Source organism: Arsenicicoccus sp. oral taxon 190 (assembly GCF_001189535.1).
Classification (GTDB): domain Bacteria; phylum Actinomycetota; class Actinomycetes; order Actinomycetales; family Dermatophilaceae; genus Arsenicicoccus.
Genome location: NZ_CP012070.1, coordinates 705,475 through 727,151, shown reverse-complemented (window position 1 = coordinate 727,151; position 21,677 = coordinate 705,475). Strand labels below are relative to the sequence as shown.

Genomic DNA, 21,677 nt, shown 5'->3' with positions numbered 1-21,677 from the left:
TCCGTCCCGTCAGCGCAGGTTGCGCTCGTCCACGATCCGGCGCGCCTTGCCGACGGAGCGCTCCACACCGCCCTCGCCGAGCACCTCGATCCGCGCGGACGTGCCGATGCGGGACTTGATGTGGTGCTGCACCTCGCGGACGATCGCGGCGCGACGTGCCTCGTCGACGCCCGGCGAGGCCTCGACGCGGACGGTCAGCTCGTCCATGCGGCCGGGGCGGGTGAGGACGCACTGGAAGTAGGGCGTGAGCCCGTCGACGGCCAGCACGATCTCCTCGATCTGGGTGGGGAAGACGTTGACGCCGCGGACGATCATCAGGTCGTCGGTGCGGCCGGTGATCTTCTGCAGCCGCCGCATCGCGGGGCGCGCGGTGCCGGGGAGCAGCCGGGTGAGGTCGCGGGTGCGGTAGCGCAGCACCGGCATGGCCTCCTTGGTCAGCGACGTGAAGACCAGCTCGCCCTCCTCGCCGTCGGCGACCGGCTCGTCGGTCAGCGGGTCGACGATCTCGGCGAGGAAGTGGTCCTCCCACAGGGTCAGCCCGTCCTTGGTCTCGACGCACTCCTGCGCGACGCCCGGGCCCATGAGCTCGGACAGCCCGAAGATGTCGGTGGCGTGCATGCCCGCGCGCTCCTGGATCTCCTGGCGCATGGCCTCGGTCCAGGGCTCGGCGCCGAAGATGCCGATCTCCAGCGAGGTCTCCCGCGGGTCGATCCCGAAGCCCTCCATCGCGTCGAGCATTGAAAGGAAGTAGGACGGCGTCACGCAGATGATCCGCGGCCGGAAGTCCTGGATCAGCTGGATCTGCTTCTCGGTGTTGCCGCCGCTCGCCGGGACGACGGTGCAGCCCGCGTGCTCGGCGCCGTAGTGGGCGCCCAGCCCGCCGGTGAACAGGCCGTAACCGTAGGAGTTGTGCAGGATGTCGCCGGGCCGGCCGCCCGCGGCGCGGATGCAGCGCGCCACGAGCGTGGCCCACGTGGTGATGTCCTGCTTGGTGTAGCCGACGACGGTGGGCTTGCCGGTCGTCCCCGACGACGCGTGGATGCGCACGACCTCCTCGCGCGGCACGGCGAACAGCCCGAAGGGATAGTTGTCGCGCAGGTCCTTCTTCGTCGTGAACGGCAGCAGCCGCACGTCCTCCAGGGACGTGATGTCGTCGGGGTGGACCTGGCGCTCCTCGAGCTGACGCCGATAGTGGGGGACGTGCTCGTATGCCGCCCGCACCGACGCCTGGAGGCTCTGCAGCTGGTGTGCGCGGAGCTGGTCCACCGACCATCGCTCGGCCTCGTCGTAGAGGTCGGGGCGCTCCTCGATGGGGGGCAGTGTCATGGCGACTCCTTCGTCGGTGGCTGCAGGCGGCTGGGCGCAGGCGGTGGGCGCAGGTCAAGTCCGCTGGGGTGGTGTATGAGGTTGATCCCTCGGTTGGGCGTGTCGGTCAGGCCGTGAGGGCCTGAAGTTCGAGGTCGGTGCTCACCTCCTCGGCGTGCTGGGTGTCGACGGCTTGGGCGCGGGCGAGGACGTCGAGTCCGAGGTAGCGGCGGCCTTCGGCCCACTCGTCGTGTTGCTCGGCCAGGACGGCGCCGACGAGCCGGATGATGGATGCGCGGTCGGGGAAGATCCCGACCACGTCGGTGCGTCGGCGGATCTCGCGGTTGAGCCGTTCGTTGGGGTTGTTCGACCAGATCTGACGCCAGACCTCCTTTGGGAACGGCGTGAACGCGAGGATGTCGGCACGAGCGTCCTGGAGATGTTCGGCGACGGCGGGAAGCTTCTCGGCCAGGGCGTCGACGACACGGTCGAACTGGGCGTGGACGGCGTCGGTGTCGGGCTGGTCGTAGATCGAGTGCAGCAACGCCTTGACCCATGGCCAGGACGACTTTGGGGTCGCGGACATCAGGTTCGCTGCGTAGTGGGTGCGGCAGCGCTGCCAGGCAGCGCCCGGGATGGTCGCGGCGATCGCGTTCACGAGCCCGGCGTGCGCGTCGGACGTGACGAGCTTGACGCCGGCCAGGCCGCGGGCTGTGAGGTCGCGGAAGAACGCGAGCCAGCCGGCGCCGTCCTCGCTGGTGGTGACCTGCACGCCGAGGATCTCGCGGTGCCCATCAGCGTTCACGCCGGTGGCTACCAGCACGTGCACCGGCACCACCCGCCCACCTTCGCGGACCTTGAGCACGAGCGCGTCGGCGGCGACGAAGGTGAACGGCCCGGCCTCTTCGAGCCGACGGGTGCGGAACTGCTCGACCTGCTCGTCGAGCTCCTTGGCCATCACCGAGACCTGGGACTTCGACAACCCGGTGATGCCGAGGGTCGCCACCAGCTTGTCCATCCGCCGGGTCGAGACCCCGAGCAGGTAGCAGGTCGCCACCACACTGGTCAGTGCTCGTTCGGCACGCTTCCTGCGTTCGAGCAGCCACTCCGGATACAGGCTTCCCTGGCGGAGCTTGGGCACTGCGACGTCGAGAGTCCCGACCCGGGTGTCGAGGTCGCGGTGGCGGTAGCCGTTGCGGGAGTTGACCCGCTCCGGGCTCCGCTCGTTGTAGCCGGCGCCGCACACCGCGTCGGCCTGGGCGGAGAGCAGTGCGTTGACGAACGTGGTGAGCAGCTCCCGCATCAGATCAGGGCTCGCCTGGGACAGCTGCTCGTCGAGGAAGCGGGCAGGGTCGATACTGGGTACAGCGGTCATCGTTGTGGTTCCTTCTTCGAGTCGGTTTTCGCAGATCACTCGAAGGATCCACCCGGTGGCCGCGCCTACGTTGGAGGCACGCGCTCACTCAGGTCCGTCGTACACCACTCTGCTGGACTTCACTTGGGCGCAGGTGGTGGGTGCGGTCGATGGCCGCTCAGGCGGAGGGGCGGGGCTTGAGGGCGCGGGACCGGCCACGGAAGTGGGCGATCAGCTCGCCGTCGCTCTCCCGGGTGACGGTGACGTCGGTGATGCCGTTGCGGCCGTAGCGGGCTCGTTCGACCCCCTCGGCGAGGAGGACGTCGCCGAGGGCCGCCGACCGCACGAAGTCGATGTCGCAGCCGGCCGCGACGGTCAGCTCGCCCCCGGCGTTGCAGGCCAGCGCGAAGGTCGAGTCGGCGAACGTGAAGATGTAGCCACCGTGCGTGATCTGGTGCCCGTTGACCATCGTGTCCGTCACCGGCATCCGGGTGCGGGCCCGGCCGAGACGGTCGTGGGCGTCATACGAGACCTCGAGCAGCTCGATGCCGAGGTGCCGCGAGGCGCCGTCCTGGTCCCACATCGTGCGGACGTGGGCCAGTGCGGGATCCAGCATGTGACTCCTTCGTCATGACCTACCGGCGGTAGGTGAATCAGCCTGCGGAACGAGGGCCGGTCGATCTGCCTGCCCCCGGTAGGGGCATCAGCCGGGGGTGCTGACCCCGGCGGGTGTGACCACCTGAGGGAGGTGCAAGCCCTTGGAGGGGCGGTAGCGGCCGGTGGGGTAGATCGCGGCGAGCTCCTCGAGCTGCGCCCCGACCACGTCGAGGCCGATCTCCCGGCCCCACTCGATCGGCCCGCGCGGGTAGTTGGTGCCGAGCCGCATCGCCGTGTCCACGTCCTCCGGGGCAGCCTCGCCGCGCGCGACGACGGCCACGGCCTCGTTGACGAGCATCGCCACGGTCCGGGCCACCGGGTCGGTGCGCACCGGGCCGCCCACGAGCGCCGTCACCGCGGCCAGGTCGGGCTCGGCGTCCAGCGGCTTGCCGGCGTCGTCATACCGGTAGACGCCGTGGCCGGTCTTGCGCCCCAAGGCTCCTTGGGCCACGAGGTCCTGCTGGAAGGCGGTCGGCTCGTAGCGGGGGTCGTGGTCGGTCTGCTCCCACACCGACGTGCCCACCGCGAGGTTGACGTCCTGCCCGATGAGGTCGGTCAGCTCCAGCGGCCCCATCCGGAACCCCGCCTGACGCAGCGCCTCGTCCACCGTCGCCGCCGAGCAGATCCCCTCCTGCACCATCCGCTGCGCCTCGCCGTAGAACGGCCGCGCCACCCGGTTGACGATGAACCCGGGGGTGCTCGTGCACCGCACCGGCGTCTTGCCCCAGGCCGTCATGAGCTCGACCGCCTCGGTCATGGTGTCGGCGCCGGACCGGGCGCCGCGCACGACCTCCACCAGCCTCATCAACGGCGGCGGGTTGAAGAAGTGCAGCCCGATGATCCGCTCGGGGTGGGCGATCCCCTCGGCGATGGCGGTGATCGACAGCGACGAGGTGTTGGACGCGAGGATCGTGTCCGCGTCCTGCCGGGACGCCAACGTGGCGAAGATCTCACGCTTGGCCTCGAGGTCCTCCACCACCGCCTCGACGACGAGCCGGCACGAGGGCAGGCTCCGCAGGTCGTCGACGCAGCTCAGCCGCGACCGGGCCGCGTCGGCGTCCTCCTGCGTGATCCTGCCCTTGCCGGCCAGGGTCCCCAGCGTCGCCCCGAGCCGCTCGACAGCGGCCTGAGCAGCGCCTTCGCGGGCATCCACCAGGATCACGTCGTGGCCGGCCTGGGCCGCCACCTGGGCGATCCCCGAGCCCATCGCCCCCGCGCCGACCACGGCGACGCAGCCGCGCCCCCCGGCGGCGTCGACGGCATCGCTGGACACGCTCGCATGGTCCGTCATGGGGGCATCGTGGCACGTCGGCGGGACTGCGGCGAGAGGAACCGCTCGTTAGGATCGGGCACGTGACGACCCAGGCAGCGACGCCCAGCCATCCCTTCCTCGACGCCCACGCGGCCACCCTCGACGAGGCCGCCGAGGCACTGCGCACCCGCAGCTACTACTCGCGATACCCGGCCTCGCCGAGCCCCCGGGTCTACGGCGAGGGCGCTGCCGAGGCCGGCCAGGAGGCGTATGCCGCCCACCTCGGTCGCCCCTTCACGGAGCTCGACGACCAGCCGAGCAGCGGGGATCGGGTCGGCGACGAGGTCTCGCCATACGGCCCGACGCTCGAGATCACCTATCCCGTGCTCGACCTCGACCGGGCGCTGCCCGCGGCCCGCGAGGCCATGAAGGCGTGGCGCGACGCGGGGCCCCGGGTCCGGGCCGCGGTGTGCGTGGAGATCATCGACCGGCTCAACAAGCGGTCCTTCGAGATGGCGGGCGCCGTGATGCACACGAGCGGACAGCCGTTCGTGATGAGCTTCCAGGCCGGCGGCCCGGAGGCGCAGGACCGGGCCCTGGAGGCCGTGGTCGCCGCGCTCGTCGAGCAGGAGCGCATCCCGTCGTCGGTCACGTGGGAGAAGCCCGCCAAGGGCGACCCGATCCGGATGCAGAAGGACTACAAGGTCGTCGGCCGCGGCGTCGGTCTGGTGATCGGGTGCAACACCTTCCCGACCTGGAACGCCTACCCCGGCATCTTCGCCTCGCTCGCCACCGCCAACGCCGTCGTCGTCAAGCCGCACCCGCGGGCGGTGCTGCCGCTCGCCATCACCGTGGCGGTCGCGCGCGAGGTGCTCGCGGAGGCGGGCTTCGACAAGGCCCTCGTGCAGCTCGCGGCGGACCACGACGGCGGGACGCTCGCCAAGGACCTCGCCGAGCGCGACGAGATCGCGATCATCGACTACACCGGCGGGCCCGGGTTCGGGGCGTGGCTGGAGACCGAGGCGGCGGCGCGCGGCAAGCTCGTCTACACCGAGAAGGCCGGCGTCAACACCATCGTCGTCGACTCCACCGACGCGCTGAAGCCGATGCTCGGCAACCTCGCGTTCTCGCTGTCGCTCTACTCCGGACAGATGTGCACGGCGCCGCAGAACATCTACGTCCCCAAGACCGGCGTCGACACCGACGAGGGTCACCTGTCCGTCGAGGAGTTCGCCGACAAGCTGGGTGCGGCGGTGGCGCGGTTCACCGGTGACGACGCCAAGGCGGTGGAGATCCTCGGCGCGACCGTCAACGACCAGGTCCGCACCAACGCCGGGTCGCTCGCCGACATCGCCGCCGAGGGCGAGGGGCGGGTCGTGCTCGACACCCGGCCCGTGACCCACCCGGCGTGGCCGGACGCCGTGGTCCGCACCCCCGGCATCGTGCAGGTCGACGTCAGGCACGAGGACGTCTACACGCAGGAGTACTTCGGGCCGGTGTCCTTCGTCATCGCGACCGAGTCCACCGAGCAGTCGCTCGCCCAGCTCGGCGACACGATCAAGGAGCACGGCGCGATGACCGCGTCGGTCTACTCGACGTCGGAGTCCGTGCTGGAGGAGGCGCGCGAGGCCGCCGCCGACGGTGGCGTCGCCCTGTCCGAGAACCTCCTCGGCCAGGTCTTCGTCAACCAGACCGCGGCGTTCTCGGACTACCACGGCACCGGCGCCAACCCCGCCGCCAACGCGGCGTACTCCGACGCGGCGTTCGTGGCCAACCGGTTCCGGGTGATCACGGCGCGCCGCCACGTCTGACCCGGGGCCGCCGCCCTCCCTCATGTGGGACGGCGGTGGCCACGGGGCGGCATACGCCGCGCTCCTAGGATGAGCGCGTGCCACGCATCACTCGTATGACGACCCTCGGGGCCGCCGCCTCCCTCGCCGCCACCGCTCTCGTCGGGGGCACGATCGGCTCGCTGGCGGCGGCCCGCCAGATCAGCGGGCCGCAGCGGCCGGCGCTGCCCTACGGGTTCACGCCGTTCGAGGTGGGGCTGGGCGAGGTGAGCGAGGACGTGCGCTTCGCCGCGGCCGACGGCACCCGGATCGCGGGCTGGTGGCTCGACCGGCCCGAGGCCACCCAGGTCGTCGTGGTCGCGCACGGTCACCGCGGCTCCAAGGCCGACATGCTGGGGATCGGACCGGGGCTCTACCGTGAGGGATTCGCGGTGCTGCTCTTCGACTTCCGCGGCTGCGGCGACTCCGACGACGGGCCGCAGTCGCTGGCCCACTACGAGCAGCAGGATCTCGAGGCGGCGATCGAGTGGGCTGCCGCGCGGCGCCCGGACGCCGAGCTGTCGCTGCTGGGCTTCTCGATGGGGGCGGCCACCTCGATCATGGTCGGCGCGCGCGACCCCCGGGTGCGACGCGTGCTCGCCGACTCCCCCTTCGCCGACATGCACGGTGTCGTGGCCGCGGCGGCGTCGTCGCTGCGCCTGCCACCCGTGCCGCTCGTGACCCTCGTCGACCACGCGACGCGGCTGCGCTACGGCTATGGGTTCGGGGAGGTCGAGCCCCTTGAGGTCGTCGGGGACCTCGCGCCCCGCCCGTTGCTGATCGTGCACGGGAGCGAGGACTCCGTGATCCCCGTCGAGCACGCGCACCGCCTGGCGGAGGCGGCCGGGGAGGGATCGCAGCTCGTGGTCGTCGACGGCGTCGACCACTGCGGCGCCTACTTCGAGGACCGGCCGGGCTACATCCGGCGGGCGGCGGGCTTCCTGAGCGGGGCGGGGGCCGCCCCCGGACGCCTCGGGTAGGGGCTGTCGGATGCCCCCGCCAGGACCGGCGGGACCGGCGGGACATCGTGGCTGGTCAGCCCTTGAAGACGTCGAGCTTGCCGAACTTCTCGGCCAGCAGGTAGTAGACGGCGAGGCGCGGGTTGGACTTGCCGTCCTTCATCGACGCCAGGACGTCCTTGATGGCGGCGTCCAGCTCGGCGTCGCTCTGGGTGAGGCCGAGCTTCTTCTTGAGGAAGTTGTCGCGGACGGTCTCGAGCTCGGCCGGATCGCTCGCGGACACCGTGGCGGCGTCGCGGTTGCTCAGCGCGAGGCGATAGGTGGCGGCCATCTTGTCGATGACGGCTTTGTCGGCGTGCGGGGCATAGGCCAGGACGCTCTGGTGGTGGTCGGTCATGCTGGCTCCTCCGTTGCTGGGAAGGTGTCGTGCCTTGGTGACGTCGTCACGCTACGCGCATGGCGGGGGGTGGCGTGGCGTGACGCGCTCGATCGGCATACGTCGGACCGGGCGTGCACCTGGGGTGGAGGGCACGATGAGGGGGCCGGCCGCGAACTCGCATGCACAACGACCTCCCGGGCAGAGTCGTCCTGCGGCGTTGCTCCGAAGTGCATGTGAGTGTCTGTCGCTCTGGCGGCGTCTGCCGCCGATCCTGCGGGTCATAGGCTGGCCGCGTGGCGGCATCGAGCGCAGACGTCCAGGTCCGGCGGGTCACCGAGCTCCCCCTGACCGTGCTCGCCGAGCACCTCACGGCCGGGTTCAGCGGGTATGCCATGCCCGTCGCCCTGGACGCCGAGGCGCTCGCCGACCGGGTGCGGGTCGAGGACATCGACCTGCACGCGTCCTTCGAGCTGTGGTCGGCAGGCGCGGTCGTCGCCACGGTGCTCGTGGCGCGCCGTGGGAGCCGGGCGCGCGTGGCCAGCATGTGCGTCCCGCCGGGGCTGCACGGTCACGGGTGGGGGCGCGTGGCCATGGATCAGGCTGTGGCAGAGGCGCAGTCGCGCGGCGAGGAGCTGCGGCTGGAGGTCCTGACCGACAACGACGCGGCGGTGCGCCTCTACGAGCGGTGCGGGTTCGAGCGCACGCGCCAGCTCGTGGGATTCGAGGCCGGGGCTGTCGAGCTGGCCGGTCGGGCCACGTCCGACGACGTGGTCGCCCTCCAGCCGGTCCCGACGGGCCGGGTCGCGGACGCCGTCGCGGCTGCGGGGGCGGACCTGAGCTGGCAGCTGTCCGCGCCCTCGCTGGCCGGCCTGTCCGGACAGTGGCGAGGCTGGGCCCTCGGGCCGGCACTGGCCGTCGCACGCCCCCGGGGCGAGACGCTGCAGCTCCTCGGGCTCGTCACCGAGCCGGGCGCGCGTCGCCGCGGGCACGCGCGGCGCCTCCTCGCCGCCCTGGCCGGGCGCGTGGTCGGCGACGCCCCCTCGGTCAGCCGGGTCGGGGTGATCTCGATCGTCCCCGCAGGCCTGCTGGACGACTTCGCGGCCCGCGCGGGCCTGCACCCCGCACCGGTGCGCCAGTGGGAGATGGTCCGGGCGCTCACGCCCGGGTCAGGCACCGGATCGCGGCTCGGCTGACTGCTCGATCGGTATGGCGGGCTCGTGGTCGACCGGGAAGCTCACCGACCGGGCGATGAAGCACAGGGCCGGCACGTCGGCGTGCAGCCTATGGGCTACCTCGGCGTCGCTGCCCTGGGAGATGGTGACGCGGGGTCGCAAGGTCACGCGCTCGAACTGACCCGACCCGTCGGCCTCCGTCGTCATGACCCCGTGCGGATGGTCCTCGTAGGCCACGACGGTGACGCCGGCCCGGGCGGCGAGGTGGAGGTACCACAGCATGTGGCACTGGGCGAGGGACGCGACGAGCAGCTGCTCGGGGTTCCACCGGGACGGGTCGCCGCGGAACGCCGGGTCGGCGGACCCCGCGATCGGGGGCAGGCCCGGAGCCGTCACCTCGTGGTCGCGGGCGTAGGCGGCATACGAGCTGGTCCCGGGGCCCTGGTTGCCGGTCCAGGTGACGGTCAGGTCGTAGGTGTGCTGGTGCGTGGCCATCGCGCCTCCTGCGTCGTGCCTCCGTCGTTGTGCCTCATTCGTCGTGCCTCATTCGTCGCTCGCAGGGTATCCACCCCTCCCGACAGCGTGGTCGGTTTGTGCGACGGGACGACCACCAACGTCCACGATCGGGGGAGGGGAGTGTCAGAGATGGCGCCGCCGGATCCGGCGGGGGGTCACGCGCCCGACGAGCGGGCTGGAAAGGCGCCGAGGAACGCGCACACGAGGAGCAGCTGGAGCGCGCCGACGCCGCCCCACAGAGCGTGCGGCCAGGAGAACGCGCCCAGCACGAGGCATTCGCCCGCGATCCAGCCGAGCATGACGGTGCCCGCGAGGGTGTGCGCCGTGACCCACCACCGCGACCGCCGCAGGTGCAGCGCGACGCCGACCCACTGAGGGCCCCCGACGACCAGCCCGAGCAAGATCGCCGCCAGCACCTGACGGCCGGCGAAACCGGTGCCGTCGAGCATCGGCGCGAACCATCGGGGCACGGCCAGCAGCTCCACGAACCCACCAGAGTCGACAGCGCCTGGAAGACCGCAAGACCCAGCATCCACCGACGCAGTGCCCCCATGATCTGTCCCCCCTCGTGCCCGAGCCCACCACCAGACTTCCGAGTGCCCGCTGGCCGTGACATCCGGTGCGACCCTGACCGGCCCCTGAGGTCTCGCCGGAGGCGCTGCCACGGCCCGTCGGGGAGGATGGCCCCCATGGCCCTCGAGACACCGACGCTGCACACGGACCGCCTGGTGCTGCGCCCGCTCGCCGAGTCCGACACCGACGCGCTGTGGGCGCTGCACACCGACCGGCATGTGCTGCGCTACTGGGACGAGCCGCCGTGGATGGAGCGGTCGCGGGCGCTGCAGCTCGTGACGCGCAGCCGCCAGCGGGCAGCGGACGGATCGGGGGTGCGGGTCGCCGTCGCCTGGCGCGACGCGGACGAGTGCGTCGGCTGGGTGGCGCTGCTGCGCTGGAACCCCGACTTCCGCAGCGCTGCCATCGGACTCATCTTCGGGCAGTCGGCGTGGGGGCAGGGCGTCGCGACCGAGGCGGCACGGGCGCTGCTGGGGTGGGCCTACGGGACGCTCGACCTCAACCGAGTCCAGGCCGAGGTCGACACGCGCAACGTGGCGTGCGCGCGGGTGCTGGAGAAGCTCGGTTTCGTGCGCGAGGGGACGATGCGTCAGGACTGCATCGTCGAGGGCGTCGTCTCCGACTCTTGGGTCTACGGGTTGCTCGGCAGCGACTGGGAGGCTGCCGAGGACGGGCGCGCCTGACCGCGGGCGGTCAGCTCACGGCGCCCAGCAGCTCGGCGAGGCGCAGCACGCGCTCGTCCCCGGCAGGAGACCCGTCGTCGTCGAAGGCCGCGACCGTCGCGGTCGTCACGCCGTGCTCGCGCAGGGTCGCGAGGCGCTCGTGCAGCTGGTCGGTGGTGATGTCGTCGCGGACCGGGAGCAGCGCCACGATCTCGGGCTCGCCCTCCTGGCCGGCCTGCGCGCGCGCCGCCCGGACCTGGCCGACGGCCTCCCGGAGACGGTCGACGTCGGGGATGCCGCGGCGCACCACGTCGTCGAGGATCGCCCCGGCCGCCAGCCCACCCGCGACGGCCAGGGTCTTGGGGCCGCGACCCCCGACGAGCAGCGACGGCACCTCGTGCGGCGGCCACCGCAGCGTCACGTCGTCGAGCTGGACGTAGCGACCGGCATACGACACGGTCTCTCCGCGCAGGAGGGCCCCGATCGTGGTGAGGTGCTCGCGCAGCAGGGTCAGCGGGGACTCGACGCCCACACCGGCCTGGCGCATCCAGTCGGCGACGCCGTGCCCGAGCCCCGGGCGGAACCTCCCCGGGCACATCCGCGCCAGGCTCGCGATCTCCATCGCGGTCAGGCTCGGGGCGCGCAGGGGCACCGGCATCAGGCCGATCCCGACGCGCAGTCGCGTCGTCGCGCCCAGGACAGCCGCGGCCGGGCCGAGCCCCGACGTCGCGAAACAGTCCTCCCAGAGCCACAGCTCGTCGACGCCGGAGTCCTCCGCGGTCTGGGCGACGCGCAGGATCTGCTCGGGCGGCAGGTCGGGCGGCGCGACGAGACCGACGGTGGGCAGCGGCGCGGATCCAGTCATGGGGGCCTCCGAGGGAGTGGGCTGGCGCGACCCAGCCTGGCACCCTTTGGTGGTCGGCGTCAGGTGGGTATGCCGCCCCCTTGCGCCTCCTCAGCCACGGTCGCGTCTCCAGGGGAGGAGGAGAAGCTCTACGAGCCGCCTTCGGTGCGACTGCTCCGCACGTGAAATCAGGTGCCGTGCTTCAGGTGTGCCCGGTGGCATGTCCGGGCCTCCTGCGTGGGCCCGGCTCAGGCAGGAGGGAGTTCAGATGTGTGTCGCCAGAGCTGTCGGCGCGCAGCAGCGGCCAACTCAGGCACGCCGCAGGCCGCGAGATGCCTCAGCAGCATCTCGGGTGTGATGGGCGGTTGCCGGGTGGCGCTGGCCTGGCGGTGCAGCGCCTCGATCGTGGCCGTCGGCGCGAGGTCCAGCTGATCAAGGAGGAACAAATCCGGCGGCTGAACGCTGATCCCCAGCTCATTCAGCTCTGAGGTGGGGAAGTCCCTGACGTTGGCGGTAACGATGGCGTCGGCCCGACCTCGGACGGCCGCGGCCACGACGTGTCGGTCGTCGGGGTCGGGCAGAGAGATGCCGTTGACGAGCGCCTGCCAACCGGTGACCAGCGCGTCAGGGAAGGCGGAGGCCATCGCGGCCGTGCGTCCCCTCGCCCGTCCGTCGGCGAGCTCGGGGTGGACGCGCTCGATGGCGGTGGTCGTCTCGTCGAGGATTCGATCGCTCCACAGCGGGCGGTAGAGGTCGTGCTCGGCGAGGCGCAGAAGTGTGTCGGCGAGGGCGACCGGGACGAGAACACAGGCGTCAAGCAGCGCGGTATAGCGGCTCACTGCCGGGAGTGCTCGCGTCGCGCACCAGCGAGGGCCTGGGTGTAGTCGGGCACGCTGTCGTAAAGGCCCGCGTCCGCGGCGTCGCGGGTCATGTCATCCAGGGCCGCCCGGCGGCCGGCCCGCTGGGAGTCCTGGTAGTCGATGACGTCCTGCAGTCTTACGCGGCGATGGCGGCCGGCGGCGGGGCGCTCGAAGGGGATGCGCCCGGACTCGAGGAGCTTGACGAGGGTGGGTCGGCTGATGCCAAGGAAGTCCGCCGCTTCCTGGGTGGTCAGGAGCTGATCCACGGGGGCGACGGTGATGGCCTTGCCCGCACGCATGGCGGTGGCGGCATTGACGAGGACCCGGTACGCCTCCAGCGGGAGCGGGACGGTTTGGCCGTCTGGGCCCACGAGAGCGGCGGGCTGGTCGTGCTGGGTCAGGAACGTCGACAGGTCCAGCATCGTCTCGAGGTCCTCAGGTGGCAGGACGGTGAGTCGGTCGTGGGCAGCGCTGGTCATGTGAGAAGCGTACGTCATTTCGCAATATTCGAACGGAATCGGGGCGTCGAATTCTTGCTCCGCGCCCTGAGAAGGTGAGGGCGCCCGACCTCGCCGCCGGGACCGTGATCCGGCACCCGGTGCGCCTCGCGCTGCCTGCGTCGCCGGCCGATCACCTCGGCGCTGGTGACACGGTGACGAGGTCACCCACGGCGACCGTGCCGGGCGTGCGGACGTCGGCATACATGGCCAGGAACATGTCGCGCTCGGCCGCGAGCGGCTTGAGCCACCTCCCGTCCGGTATGGCGCCGTCCTGGGCGACGTCCACCATCCGGCAGCGGGGGATCCGTTGTGCCCCGACGAGAGTCACGGAGCCCAGGGAGATCTCGCGTCCCGCCCAGGTCTCCTCGACGAAGGGTTCGGAGGTCTCGAGGAGCACGTTGACACGGAGGCGGCGAGGGTCCGCGTCGATGTCCCACCGGCTGCGGCACCATTCGAGGGTGGCGGTCCCGACCACCGACACGGCCCCCATGTCCTGGTGCGGGACGTCGGCCTCGGGCAGCACCATGACGGGCGTCCCCATGCGTCGGCTGAGGTGATGATCCAGGTCCTCGTCTCCCACCAGCCAGCTCCCCTCCGGTCCCGTCACGACGACGCCGCTCTCGCTCACGGCGGCCCGGTAGTCGAAGACCGCATCGCGTCGGCGGAACCTGCGGGTGTCCTTGCCGGACGCGAAACATCCCTCGCGGTCCGTCACGGCATACCAGCGGTCGAGCACGAGGCCGCGGGCATCCACATCAACGGTGCCCAGGGACTCGCCACCCATCGACTTCACGGGGTACCGCCGCAGTGCTCGCACCGTGATGTCCGTGACGCGAAGGCTAGCTGCCCCCTGTCACCAGGGGTCGTGGGTCAGGGATGGCCAGCGGGAGCGGTACTCGGCCACCTTGGTCTCGTAGACGTGCTGGGGCGCGATCCGGCGGTTGGGTCGCATGTGCAGGGCGAGGACGTCCTCGAGTCCGAAGGGGGCGTGCACGCGCAAAGCGTCCCGGTCACGGGTGATGCCGACGCAGCAGGTGGTCGAGGCAAAGGAGTCGATCGCGTCGGCGGCGCTGCGGTATGGCGCGATCTGGGTGCCGAACTTCGCTTCGTACCAGAGGTGTACGCGTGCCTCGTTACGGATCTCGACGCGGGCGTCCAGGTCGTCGAACAGGTCAGCAGCTCGACGGATGACAGCGTCCTCGGCCTCCCACGACAGGTCACAGTCGTCGAAGTAGAAGATGTCGTAGTCCTTGATGCCGTAGCCGGGCGGGCGACTGTCCACGGCGTTCCAGACGTTCTGGAACACAGCGCCGGCCGTCAGCCACCACTCGGCCAGCCCCAGGGACGGCATACGGTCGAGGATCGCAGCGCACACGGGGTCGGCACGCACGGCATCGACGACCCACTGCTGCGAAGGAGCCCGGGCATCCGCCGTCGTCCAGGCCGGTATGCCGCCCGCCGGGCCTCGGTCTCCGGGGGTCACGAACCGCCGCCCAGCGCGGTCGCCGCGAGGCGCACCTCGTCGAGGGGATCCCGCTCGGGAGCGAGGGGCACCGTCAGTGCGTCGAGGAGGATCCCGTTGACGAGGTGATGCAGTCGTATGACGTGATCCCGCCCTCCGGGTAGGCCGCGGTCGGTGTGGAAGGCGACGTCGGCGTCCAGACCGTCACGGAGGAATGTCGTCAGGGGTTCAGCCACGCTGGGGTTGCGGGACGCTTCGAGCCGCAGCTCGAGGAGGGCCCGGGCCAGGGTGGGTCGGGCGAGGAGCCGCTCCACCACGTACGCGGCATACTCCGGCCCAGCGTGGTCAGAGGGTAGTCGTTCCAGGTCGGCCAGGCGGTCTTCTGCCGGCGCCAGGAGCGCGAAGATGCGCGACGCCATGCCGGTGAGAAGGTCCGCGCGCGAAGGGAAGTAGTTGGCTGTCGTCCCCGCAGGGAGGTCGGCCTCGACGTCGACTGCTCGATGTGTGACGGCGCGTGCACCGTCGCGACCGAGGACTTCGAGCGCTGCGTCCAGGACGGCGGCACGGCGTGCGGGGTTGGCGACCACGTGGACAACCATAGACGCTCAACTGCCACGTGTGTTGTACTTCGGCAACCAGAACAACTGTAGTGATTGGAGCGGCATGCGTGACCTCGTCTACTACGTGGCTGTCTCGATGGACGGCTTCATCGCCGATGACGCAGGTGGCGTCAGCGCCTTCCCGCAAGCGCCGGAGACGGTGGCTGCGCTCTTCGAGCGGTACCCGGAGACCTGTCCAGCCCCGCTGCGGGAATCGCTCGGTGTCACCGCGACGCCACGTCGTTTCGACACCGTCGTCATGGGGCGCCGCACCTTCGAGCCTGCCCTGGCTGCGGGCTGGTGCGATGGTGCGTACACGCACCTTCGGCAGGTCGTCGTGACGCATGACGACCTGCCTGAGTGCTCAGGTCTGACGGTGCTGACGGGGGACATCGCATCTCAGGTCGAGACGATGAAGCGCGAGACGGGCAAGGACATCTGGTTGTGCGGGGGCGGGACTCTCGCAGCCCAGCTGGTCGAGGTGATCGACGAGATCCAGATCAAGGTCAACCCCGTGATGCTCGGCTCAGGCACCCCGCTGCTCCCCGCCCCGGGCGGACCGAAGGCCTGCCGCCTCGTCGCGGTCGAGGCGTTGCCTAGTGGCGTTGTGCTCCTCACCTATCGGTGCAGATAGGGAGGTGGCCCAGGGATCGCACGACGCTGGTCGGGGCGCTAACGTGGTGGCGGCCCCGGTCGGCCTGCCCTCTGCGCTTGTGGTGAACGACCGGTCCTGCCCATCCGTAGGACGATCTGACACCTTGAGCGCTACGTCTGGCAACGCAGAGACCCGGCCGCGCGCGGAGAGGCTGACCATGGTCACCACCGACGACGCCAAGGCCTTGGCCTAGACGCTGAGCCGACGCTCCGAGCTGACTCACTCCCAGGTCAGGGAGGAGGTGGCGCACGTCGCGGGCTTCCGGGACTGGAACACGTTTGTGGCATGCGCGCCGGGGGCCGCGTCCGGGGATGAGGTGGGAAGCCAAGGCGTCATCCCGGTCCTGCGAATGTTCGACCGCGTCCTGGCGCGCGAGTTCTACTGCGCCTTCCTCGGTTTCGAGTGGCAGTGGGAGCATCAGTTCGCGCCCGACCTGCCCGTCTATGCCCAGGTCGCGCGAGAAGGGCGCGTCCTCCACCTGTCCGAGCACCACGGTGACGCGACGCCCGGAGCGAAGGTCATGATCACGACATCGGGCATCCGCGACCTGCAGGCACACCTCGTCGACAAGGCCTATCGCAACGCGCGCCCAGGCCTCGAGGGCAACGACTGGGGCTTGACGATGACGGTGACCGACCCCTTCGGCAACACGGTCGTCTTCTGGGAACGCGCCTGAGCCGTCAGGGCTCGATGACGAGGAGGCGGGCGATGTGCGGCCACGCGGCTCGGCCCAGGCGCTGCGGAGCCCCCTCGTCACCACCCACCTGGTAGGGCCGGTCGAGGCTGGGTGCGGCTTCGCCGGGCAGCACGACGGGATGGCCGGCCCGAGCGTCGGTGACCACGGTCGTCGTCAGCCCTGCCTGCGCGCGGCGAGCCGCGATCCGGGTGGCACTCGCCGCCGACGGCCACACCTGGTCGTCGCCACCAGCGACCAGGACGACCTCGCCCGCGATCTGCTCCACCGGGATCGTCGCCGCCGCCACCGCAACTGGGCCCGCCAGCGCGCGACTGTGCTCGTAAAGGCCTACGAAAGCCGGCTTCCCAGGCGGCGGCTCCCAGCCCCGGTCGAGCGGCACGAACGGCACGGGCCGGCCGCGCCACGTCCACTTGCTGCGCACCGGGTCGTCATCGGCGCCGGCCTGGCCCTCCCACGCGACATCGGTGGGCGCGAACGCCACTACGCCAGACGGTCGTCGATCGATGGCGGTGGTGAGGAGCGCAGCTTCCGCGCCATACGAAAGACCAAGGACGACAAGGCGATCGCACTCACGAGCCAACTCATCGAGAGCCTGGACGAAGACCTCGAGCGGCACCTCCAGCGGCACCCGCGGGAGACCCTCGCCGCCGAACCAGCGCATCCCCAGCGCCGTCACACCGCGCCGCGCCAGCATCTGCACGCGGCCCGTGTCGATGCGGCCGCTGGAGCCGGCAAGCACCAGCGCACCGGTGCCGTTGGGGGAGTCGGGGCGCGCCCAGCACAGGTTGTCAGCTCGGACGGCCATGGCGGGCAGGGAGATCAGTGCGGGACACGGTCATGAATCCATGGTCACTGATGCTGGAGCGCGCGGCGTCGGCTTGGATGGAGGCATGGCGAGCGTCGTGAGGTCAGTTCAGCGCAGCGGGGTCCACGGTTTCAGCAAGGAGCCGGTGGACTCGATAACCCTGGTGGAGGGCATCGGGGTGGAGGGCGATGCGCACGCCGGCGTGACCGTCAAGCACCGCAGTCGCGTGGCCAAGGATGCCAGCACGCCCAACCTGCGGCAGGTGCACCTGATCCACGACGAGCTGTTCGACACGGTCGCAGGGGCGGGGCATGAGGTGGGGCCGGGCCACCTTGGCAAAAACATCACCACCGACGAGGGGTGCGGGTGGCTCGCCATACGATCGTGGGCCCAGGCGCACGTCGATCGCGTCCGTAGTCATGACGACACCGTCTTGCCTCAACACGGCGACCAGGTCACGTCCCCGCGGGCCATCACCAGTCGATCGGCTGTCCAGGGAGACGACGAGACGCATGAGTCCTCCTGCGGGCTGCGTCAGTCGGGGCGGACGACGCTGAGACAGAAGGGGTGACCCGCGGGGTCGAGCAGGACCCGCCTCCGGTCCGGCATCGGCTGGTGGTCGGCCAGGCGGGCGCCGATCGCGACGGCGGCGGCGACGTCACGATCGAGATCCTCCGCCGCCAGGTCGAGGTGCAGCTGCTGGTGCTGAGGTCCGTGAGGCCACGTGGGGGGCGGCATACGACTCGACGCGCATGAGGGTCAGCGCCGGGCCGGGTTCGGACCCGGCTAGGCAGATCACGCTGCGGTCGGGCAGCGCGAACACCTCCTGGTAGCCGAGGAGCTGGGCGTAGAAGGTGGCGAGAGCATCGGGGTCGGGGCAGTCGATCGAGATGGAGGCCAGCGGCGCGACGCGAGTCATGGCCCCCACGCTAGCGAGGGGCACTGACACACCCCAACCGGTCCCGGCGCGACCGCAGGTAGGCGCGCTCAGCGTCGTTGCGGCACAGGCGGAGGGCGTCGTCATACGCCTCGACCGCCCGGCCCGTCAGGCCCAGCCGGGCGTTCAGCTCGGCCCGCACGGCAGGCACCCGATGGCTGCGCGGCAGCCGGTCGTCGAGGTCGTCCAGGAGGGCGAGTCCCGCTGCCGCGCCATCAGACTCGGCGACGGCGACCGCGCGGTGGAGCCGCACGACCGGGCTGCCGGTGAGCGCCTCCAGCCGCTGGTAGCGGTCGACGATGGTGCGCCAGTCGGTGTCCTCGGAGGTCGGCGCGACGTCGTGCACGGCAGCGATCTGTGCCTGCAGTGTCAGCTCCAGCGCGTATGACGCGTCCGGGGTCACCGCGGCGAGCAGGCCCATCCCTTCGGCGATCTCGGCGCGCCGCCACTGCGACCGGTCCTGGTCGACGAGCAATACGAGGCCGCCCTGCCCGTCCACGCGGGCGTCGCGGCGGGCGTGCTGCAGCAGGAGCAGGGCCAGCAGGGCGCGCGGTACCTGCTGAGTCGGGACGAGTTCGACGAGGAGACGGGCCAGCCGGACGGCCTCGCCGGCCAGGTCCGCGCGCAGCAAGTCCGGGCCCTCGCCGGGCGCGTAGGCCGCCGTGAAGCACAGGTAGGCCGTGCGTGCCGCGGCCTCGACCCGCGCCGGCAGGTGGTCGCGGTCGGGCAGGGAGAGTGGGATGGCCGAGCGGGCGACGCGTCGCTTCGCCCGGGTGAGCCGGGCGGCCATCGTGGGCTCGGGGAGGAGGAACAGGCGCGCGACCTCCGAGGTCGGCAAGCCCAAGACCAGCCGGAGGGCAAGAGCGGCCTGGGCCTCCGGCGAGAGGGCGGGGTGGCAGCACAGCAGGAGGAGTCGCAGTCGTTCGTCGGGCAGGTCGGCGTCGAGGACCGCCTGCTCCACCGGGCTCGCGATGCTGCGCTCGCGCGCGATCTGCTCCACGACGAGCAGGGGCACCTTGCGACGCGCGGTCGCCGTTGCGCGCTGCTGGTCGATCAGGCGGCGTCTCGCAGTGGTGAGCAGCCACGCGGCGGGCTCGCGCGGGGTGCCGTCCTTGGGCCACGTGCGCAGCGCGGCCTCGACCGCATCGGCCAGCGCGTCCTCGGCCAGGTCGAGGTCCCGGCAGCGGACCGCGAGCAGGGCGAGCAGGCGCCCCCAGTGCTCGCGGCACGCTGCCTCGACCGGGTCCATCACACATCCAGGGTGGGACGGATCTCCATGACGTAGGTCGGCATCAGCTCGAGCAACCCGACCAGCGTGTCGAGGTCGGGCGCATCGATGAGGTAGAGCCCCCCGATCTGCTCGACCGCCTCGGCGTAGCACCCCTCGGTGAGGATCGTCCGGTCGCCCTGACGTCGGAGGACGGTCGCGTCGTCGGCGCCGGCGAGCGCCTCGCCCGCGACCATCCGGACCCGCTCGTGCGCGGTGACCGCCCGGGCGAAGGTCTCGTGCTGCGCCATCACCTCGCGCTGCTCGGCCTCGTCGAAGTCGCTCCACCCGCGCTTGGCGGGATCGGCGTAGTCGACGAGCAAGACCACGTAGCGGGTCAGGTCGCGGTCGGGCTGGGCGGTGTCGGGCATGGCTGGCTCCTGGTTCCGGAGGGAGTGGTCATCATCATGACGATCGAGGACGCCCCGGATCGACAAGCCGGGTCATCCCGTGGGGCAGAAGCGGTGGGGCGGGCCGTGGCTTGTGTGGCGACGATGGTCAGGTCGTCGTGCACCTTGATGCCACGGGACTGCAGCTCGAATGAGGCACCCGTCTCCGCGTGGCGTACTGCGTCGACGACGGAGTCCAGGGCAAGATCAGCCGGCCTTCGCGACATCGACCTGGTCAAAGAAGGCCGGTCGATTCTCCTACCCCCGGTAGGTCTTGCGGGAGCGGTAGGCCTGGACGGCCATGCGGTTGCCGCACCCGCGCTCGCAGTACCGGCGTGACCTGTTCTTGGACAGGTCGACGATCACGCCCGAGCAGTCCTCGGCCTCGCACACCCGCAGCCGGTCGAGCTCGCCGGACCGCACGACGTCGACCATCGCCATGGCCGACTCCACCGCGATCCGGTCCGCCAACGGCGCGGAGCTGGAGATCGCGTGCAGGTGCCAGTCCCACCATCCCTCGTGGCGGACGACCTGGGGCAGCGCCTGGTAGCGCGCGAGCAGCTCGTTGACGAGGCCGACCACGCCCTCCTCGTCCAGTTCCCAGAGTCGGTGCAGCTCGCGGCGCAGTCGTATGACGCCTGCCAGCTCCCGCTCGTCGTGGGTGCGGGACCCGGTGTAGCCGAACTCGGCCACGAACTCCTCGAGGTCTTCCCGCGTGCTCAGGGTCGCGGGCTCGACGCCGGTGTTGACCAGGGCGGCCATCGATACCAGAGCGTCACGGGTGTCATGGGCAAAAGTCATCTTGACTCCTTACGTCGCCCAGGTCTAGCGTCATCAGCGTAATCCCGTTTCGCTGATGACGCCCGCTGTCGTGCGTCACGACAGCCGTGCCCTGATACGCCCGAGAGGAGTGCCCCATGACCGCCATGACCAGCACCGCCGGCGCCACCCGCGCCACCCCCGTCGAGGAGACCCGCGTCCCCCGCGCCTTCGACCCGACCCTCACCGACCCGGTCGACGGCATGGACCTGCGCGACCTCGAGGTCGCCGAGGCGCTCCCGCCCGTCTCCGACGCCGAGGCGACCGAGGCCCGCACCGGCCGGGGCAGCTCGCACGGGCTCGTCCTCGCCCTCATCTCCGCGGCTGCCTTCGCCACCAGCGGTTCCTTCGCCAAGGCCCTGCTCGAGTCCGGCTGGTCCCCGGGCGCCGCCGTCACCGCCCGCATGGCCGGCGCTGCGCTCGCGCTGGCGCTGCCGGCGGCCTGGGTGCTGCGCGGCCGCTACCGCGCGCTCCTCGACAACTGGGGCATCATCCTCGGCTACGGCTTCGTGGCCGTGGCCGGCAGCCAGCTCTTCTACTTCAACGCCGTCAGCCACCTGTCGGTCGGGGTCGCTCTGCTGCTGGAGTACCTCGCCCCGATCCTCATCGTCGGCTACCTCTGGCTGCGCACCCGCCGCCGCCCGGCGCCCGCCACCCTCCTCGGCGCCACCTTCGCGATGGCGGGCCTGGCCCTGGTGATCGACCTCTTCGGCGGCATCGGCATCGACCCGGTCGGCCTCCTGTGGGGCCTCGCCGCGGCCTGCTGCAACGCCACCTACTTCCTCCTAGGCGCCCGCGAGACCAAGGGCCTGCCGCCGATCGCCCTCGCCGCGGGGGGCATGCTCGTCGGCGCCGCGGTCCTCGCCCTCTCCGGCCTGGTGGGTCTCGTCCCGATGGTCGCCTCCACGGCCCCCGCGGTCCTCGCTGGCCTGACCGTGCCGGTCTGGGTGCCGATCGCCGGCCTCGCGGTGGTCGCCGCCGCCGTGGCCTACGCCTTCGGCGTCGCCGCCACCCGGCGCCTCGGCTCCACCGTCGCGTCCTTCGTGGGGCTGACCGAGGTCGTCTTCGCCGTGATCTTCGCGTGGATCCTGCTCGGCGAGCTGCCAGGTCTGGTCCAGCTGGCCGGCGGGGCGCTGATCCTCGCGGGCGTCGCTACGGTCAAGGTCGGCGAGTCCCGGGCATGAT

Annotated in this window: 27 protein-coding genes; 8 read left to right on the top strand and 19 right to left on the bottom strand. The window is 71.4% G+C overall.

From position 1 onward, the window contains the following. Window positions 1-9 precede the first annotated feature (9 nt). From paaK to ADJ73_RS03405, 4 genes are all read right to left on the bottom strand, one after another. Window positions 10-1,326: a phenylacetate--CoA ligase PaaK gene (paaK, locus tag ADJ73_RS03420; RefSeq protein ID WP_050347099.1), complete on the bottom strand. Its 1,317-nt coding sequence runs from the start codon at window positions 1,324-1,326 to the stop codon at window positions 10-12. 106 nt (window positions 1,327-1,432) lie between these two features. Beyond that, entirely contained in the window at window positions 1,433-2,680 is a 1,248-nt protein-coding gene (locus ADJ73_RS03415; protein WP_050346957.1) for an IS256 family transposase, read from the bottom strand. A 157-nt stretch (window positions 2,681-2,837) separates the two neighbouring features. After that, on the bottom strand, window positions 2,838-3,275 hold the full coding sequence (gene paaI / locus ADJ73_RS03410; RefSeq protein WP_216593666.1) for a hydroxyphenylacetyl-CoA thioesterase PaaI: 438 nt from the start codon (window positions 3,273-3,275) through the stop codon (window positions 2,838-2,840). Window positions 3,276-3,362: 87 nt separating this feature from the next. Then, complete coding sequence (locus ADJ73_RS03405) at window positions 3,363-4,607, bottom strand: 3-hydroxyacyl-CoA dehydrogenase NAD-binding domain-containing protein (protein WP_050347098.1); 1,245 nt, start codon at window positions 4,605-4,607, stop codon at window positions 3,363-3,365. Window positions 4,608-4,669: 62 nt separating this feature from the next. Between ADJ73_RS03405 and paaN the strand changes: the two genes are divergently transcribed. After that, on the top strand, window positions 4,670-6,379 hold the full coding sequence (gene paaN, locus ADJ73_RS03400; protein ID WP_050347097.1) for a phenylacetic acid degradation protein PaaN: 1,710 nt from the start codon (window positions 4,670-4,672) through the stop codon (window positions 6,377-6,379). 77 nt (window positions 6,380-6,456) lie between these two features. Further along, the gene (locus ADJ73_RS03395; RefSeq protein ID WP_253272654.1) at window positions 6,457-7,377 is read left to right on the top strand and encodes an alpha/beta hydrolase; all 921 of its coding nucleotides are present in this window, start codon (window positions 6,457-6,459) and stop codon (window positions 7,375-7,377) included. A 55-nt stretch (window positions 7,378-7,432) separates the two neighbouring features. On the opposite strand, the gene ADJ73_RS03390 is transcribed toward ADJ73_RS03395, so the two are convergent. After that, a complete protein-coding gene (locus tag ADJ73_RS03390) occupies window positions 7,433-7,753 on the bottom strand; it encodes a DUF2853 family protein (RefSeq protein ID WP_050347096.1) in 321 nt (106 codons plus the stop codon). A 275-nt stretch (window positions 7,754-8,028) separates the two neighbouring features. On the opposite strand from ADJ73_RS03390, the gene ADJ73_RS03385 reads away from it, so the two are divergent. Further along, the gene (locus ADJ73_RS03385) at window positions 8,029-8,928 is read left to right on the top strand and encodes a GNAT family N-acetyltransferase (protein ID WP_050347095.1); all 900 of its coding nucleotides are present in this window, start codon (window positions 8,029-8,031) and stop codon (window positions 8,926-8,928) included. On the opposite strand, the gene ADJ73_RS03380 is transcribed toward ADJ73_RS03385, so the two are convergent. After that, window positions 8,902-9,402: an OsmC family protein gene (locus ADJ73_RS03380; protein ID WP_050347094.1), complete on the bottom strand. Its 501-nt coding sequence runs from the start codon at window positions 9,400-9,402 to the stop codon at window positions 8,902-8,904. The genes ADJ73_RS03385 and ADJ73_RS03380 overlap by 27 nt on opposite strands. A gap of 176 nt (window positions 9,403-9,578) precedes the next feature. Then, window positions 9,579-9,908 carry a hypothetical protein gene (locus ADJ73_RS03375; protein WP_216593665.1) on the bottom strand — a complete coding sequence of 110 codons (330 nt, stop codon included), beginning with the start codon at window positions 9,906-9,908 and terminating at the stop codon, window positions 9,579-9,581. A 204-nt stretch (window positions 9,909-10,112) separates the two neighbouring features. On the opposite strand from ADJ73_RS03375, the gene ADJ73_RS03370 reads away from it, so the two are divergent. Then, a complete protein-coding gene (locus ADJ73_RS03370) occupies window positions 10,113-10,679 on the top strand; it encodes a GNAT family N-acetyltransferase (RefSeq protein WP_050347093.1) in 567 nt (188 codons plus the stop codon). Window positions 10,680-10,689: 10 nt separating this feature from the next. Here the strand turns inward: ADJ73_RS03370 and ADJ73_RS03365 are convergent, their stop codons facing one another. From ADJ73_RS03365 to ADJ73_RS03340, 6 genes are all read right to left on the bottom strand, one after another. Beyond that, window positions 10,690-11,523: an LLM class flavin-dependent oxidoreductase gene (locus ADJ73_RS03365; RefSeq protein WP_082176712.1), complete on the bottom strand. Its 834-nt coding sequence runs from the start codon at window positions 11,521-11,523 to the stop codon at window positions 10,690-10,692. 227 nt (window positions 11,524-11,750) lie between these two features. Continuing rightward, a complete protein-coding gene (locus ADJ73_RS03360; protein ID WP_050347092.1) occupies window positions 11,751-12,341 on the bottom strand; it encodes a PIN domain-containing protein in 591 nt (196 codons plus the stop codon). Further along, window positions 12,338-12,841 carry a helix-turn-helix domain-containing protein gene (locus ADJ73_RS03355; protein ID WP_050347091.1) on the bottom strand — a complete coding sequence of 168 codons (504 nt, stop codon included), beginning with the start codon at window positions 12,839-12,841 and terminating at the stop codon, window positions 12,338-12,340. The genes ADJ73_RS03360 and ADJ73_RS03355 overlap by 4 nt, the downstream gene beginning before the upstream one ends. Window positions 12,842-12,992: 151 nt before the next feature. Further along, window positions 12,993-13,646: an MOSC domain-containing protein gene (locus ADJ73_RS03350; RefSeq protein WP_156188287.1), complete on the bottom strand. Its 654-nt coding sequence runs from the start codon at window positions 13,644-13,646 to the stop codon at window positions 12,993-12,995. Window positions 13,647-13,715: 69 nt separating this feature from the next. Beyond that, complete coding sequence (locus tag ADJ73_RS03345; RefSeq protein ID WP_082177110.1) at window positions 13,716-14,213, bottom strand: nucleotidyltransferase family protein; 498 nt, start codon at window positions 14,211-14,213, stop codon at window positions 13,716-13,718. Window positions 14,214-14,341: 128 nt separating this feature from the next. Next, a complete protein-coding gene (locus ADJ73_RS03340; protein WP_050349230.1) occupies window positions 14,342-14,911 on the bottom strand; it encodes a TetR/AcrR family transcriptional regulator in 570 nt (189 codons plus the stop codon). Window positions 14,912-14,942: 31 nt separating this feature from the next. On the opposite strand from ADJ73_RS03340, the gene ADJ73_RS03335 reads away from it, so the two are divergent. Both ADJ73_RS03335 and ADJ73_RS03330 read left to right on the top strand, forming a co-directional pair. Then, window positions 14,943-15,557, top strand: a complete 615-nt coding sequence (locus ADJ73_RS03335; RefSeq protein ID WP_253272653.1) for a dihydrofolate reductase family protein — start codon at window positions 14,943-14,945, stop codon at window positions 15,555-15,557. Window positions 15,558-15,927: 370 nt separating this feature from the next. After that, window positions 15,928-16,254, top strand: a complete 327-nt coding sequence (locus tag ADJ73_RS03330) for a glyoxalase superfamily protein (protein ID WP_050347088.1) — start codon at window positions 15,928-15,930, stop codon at window positions 16,252-16,254. A 4-nt stretch (window positions 16,255-16,258) separates the two neighbouring features. Here ADJ73_RS03330 and ADJ73_RS03325 read toward each other — a convergent pair whose 3' ends face one another. Beyond that, window positions 16,259-17,080, bottom strand: coding sequence for an acyl-CoA thioester hydrolase/BAAT C-terminal domain-containing protein (locus tag ADJ73_RS03325; protein ID WP_050347087.1), 822 nt, complete (start codon window positions 17,078-17,080; stop codon window positions 16,259-16,261). Window positions 17,081-17,165: 85 nt separating this feature from the next. Here ADJ73_RS03325 and ADJ73_RS17245 point away from each other — a divergent pair, with 85 nt between their 5' ends. Next, entirely contained in the window at window positions 17,166-17,651 is a 486-nt protein-coding gene (locus ADJ73_RS17245; RefSeq protein ID WP_050347086.1) for a hypothetical protein, read from the top strand. On the opposite strand, the gene ADJ73_RS17435 is transcribed toward ADJ73_RS17245, so the two are convergent. From ADJ73_RS17435 to ADJ73_RS03300, 5 genes are all read right to left on the bottom strand, one after another. Next, a complete protein-coding gene (locus tag ADJ73_RS17435) occupies window positions 17,615-17,818 on the bottom strand; it encodes a VOC family protein (protein WP_253272652.1) in 204 nt (67 codons plus the stop codon). The two genes, ADJ73_RS17245 and ADJ73_RS17435, sit on opposite strands and share 37 nt — an antisense overlap. Next, window positions 17,739-17,999: a VOC family protein gene (locus ADJ73_RS16445; RefSeq protein ID WP_253272748.1), complete on the bottom strand. Its 261-nt coding sequence runs from the start codon at window positions 17,997-17,999 to the stop codon at window positions 17,739-17,741. The genes ADJ73_RS17435 and ADJ73_RS16445 overlap by 80 nt, the downstream gene beginning before the upstream one ends. A gap of 10 nt (window positions 18,000-18,009) precedes the next feature. Continuing rightward, window positions 18,010-19,266, bottom strand: coding sequence for an RNA polymerase sigma factor (locus ADJ73_RS03310; RefSeq protein ID WP_050347084.1), 1,257 nt, complete (start codon window positions 19,264-19,266; stop codon window positions 18,010-18,012). After that, entirely contained in the window at window positions 19,266-19,655 is a 390-nt protein-coding gene (locus ADJ73_RS03305; protein ID WP_050347083.1) for a YciI family protein, read from the bottom strand. Before ADJ73_RS03305 ends, ADJ73_RS03310 begins: the two co-directional genes overlap by 1 nt. A gap of 276 nt (window positions 19,656-19,931) precedes the next feature. Beyond that, window positions 19,932-20,474 carry a CGNR zinc finger domain-containing protein gene (locus ADJ73_RS03300; protein ID WP_050347082.1) on the bottom strand — a complete coding sequence of 181 codons (543 nt, stop codon included), beginning with the start codon at window positions 20,472-20,474 and terminating at the stop codon, window positions 19,932-19,934. Window positions 20,475-20,590: 116 nt separating this feature from the next. On the opposite strand from ADJ73_RS03300, the gene ADJ73_RS03295 reads away from it, so the two are divergent. Next, window positions 20,591-21,676, top strand: a complete 1,086-nt coding sequence (locus ADJ73_RS03295; RefSeq protein ID WP_050347081.1) for an EamA family transporter — start codon at window positions 20,591-20,593, stop codon at window positions 21,674-21,676. Window position 21,677: the final 1 nt, after the last annotated feature.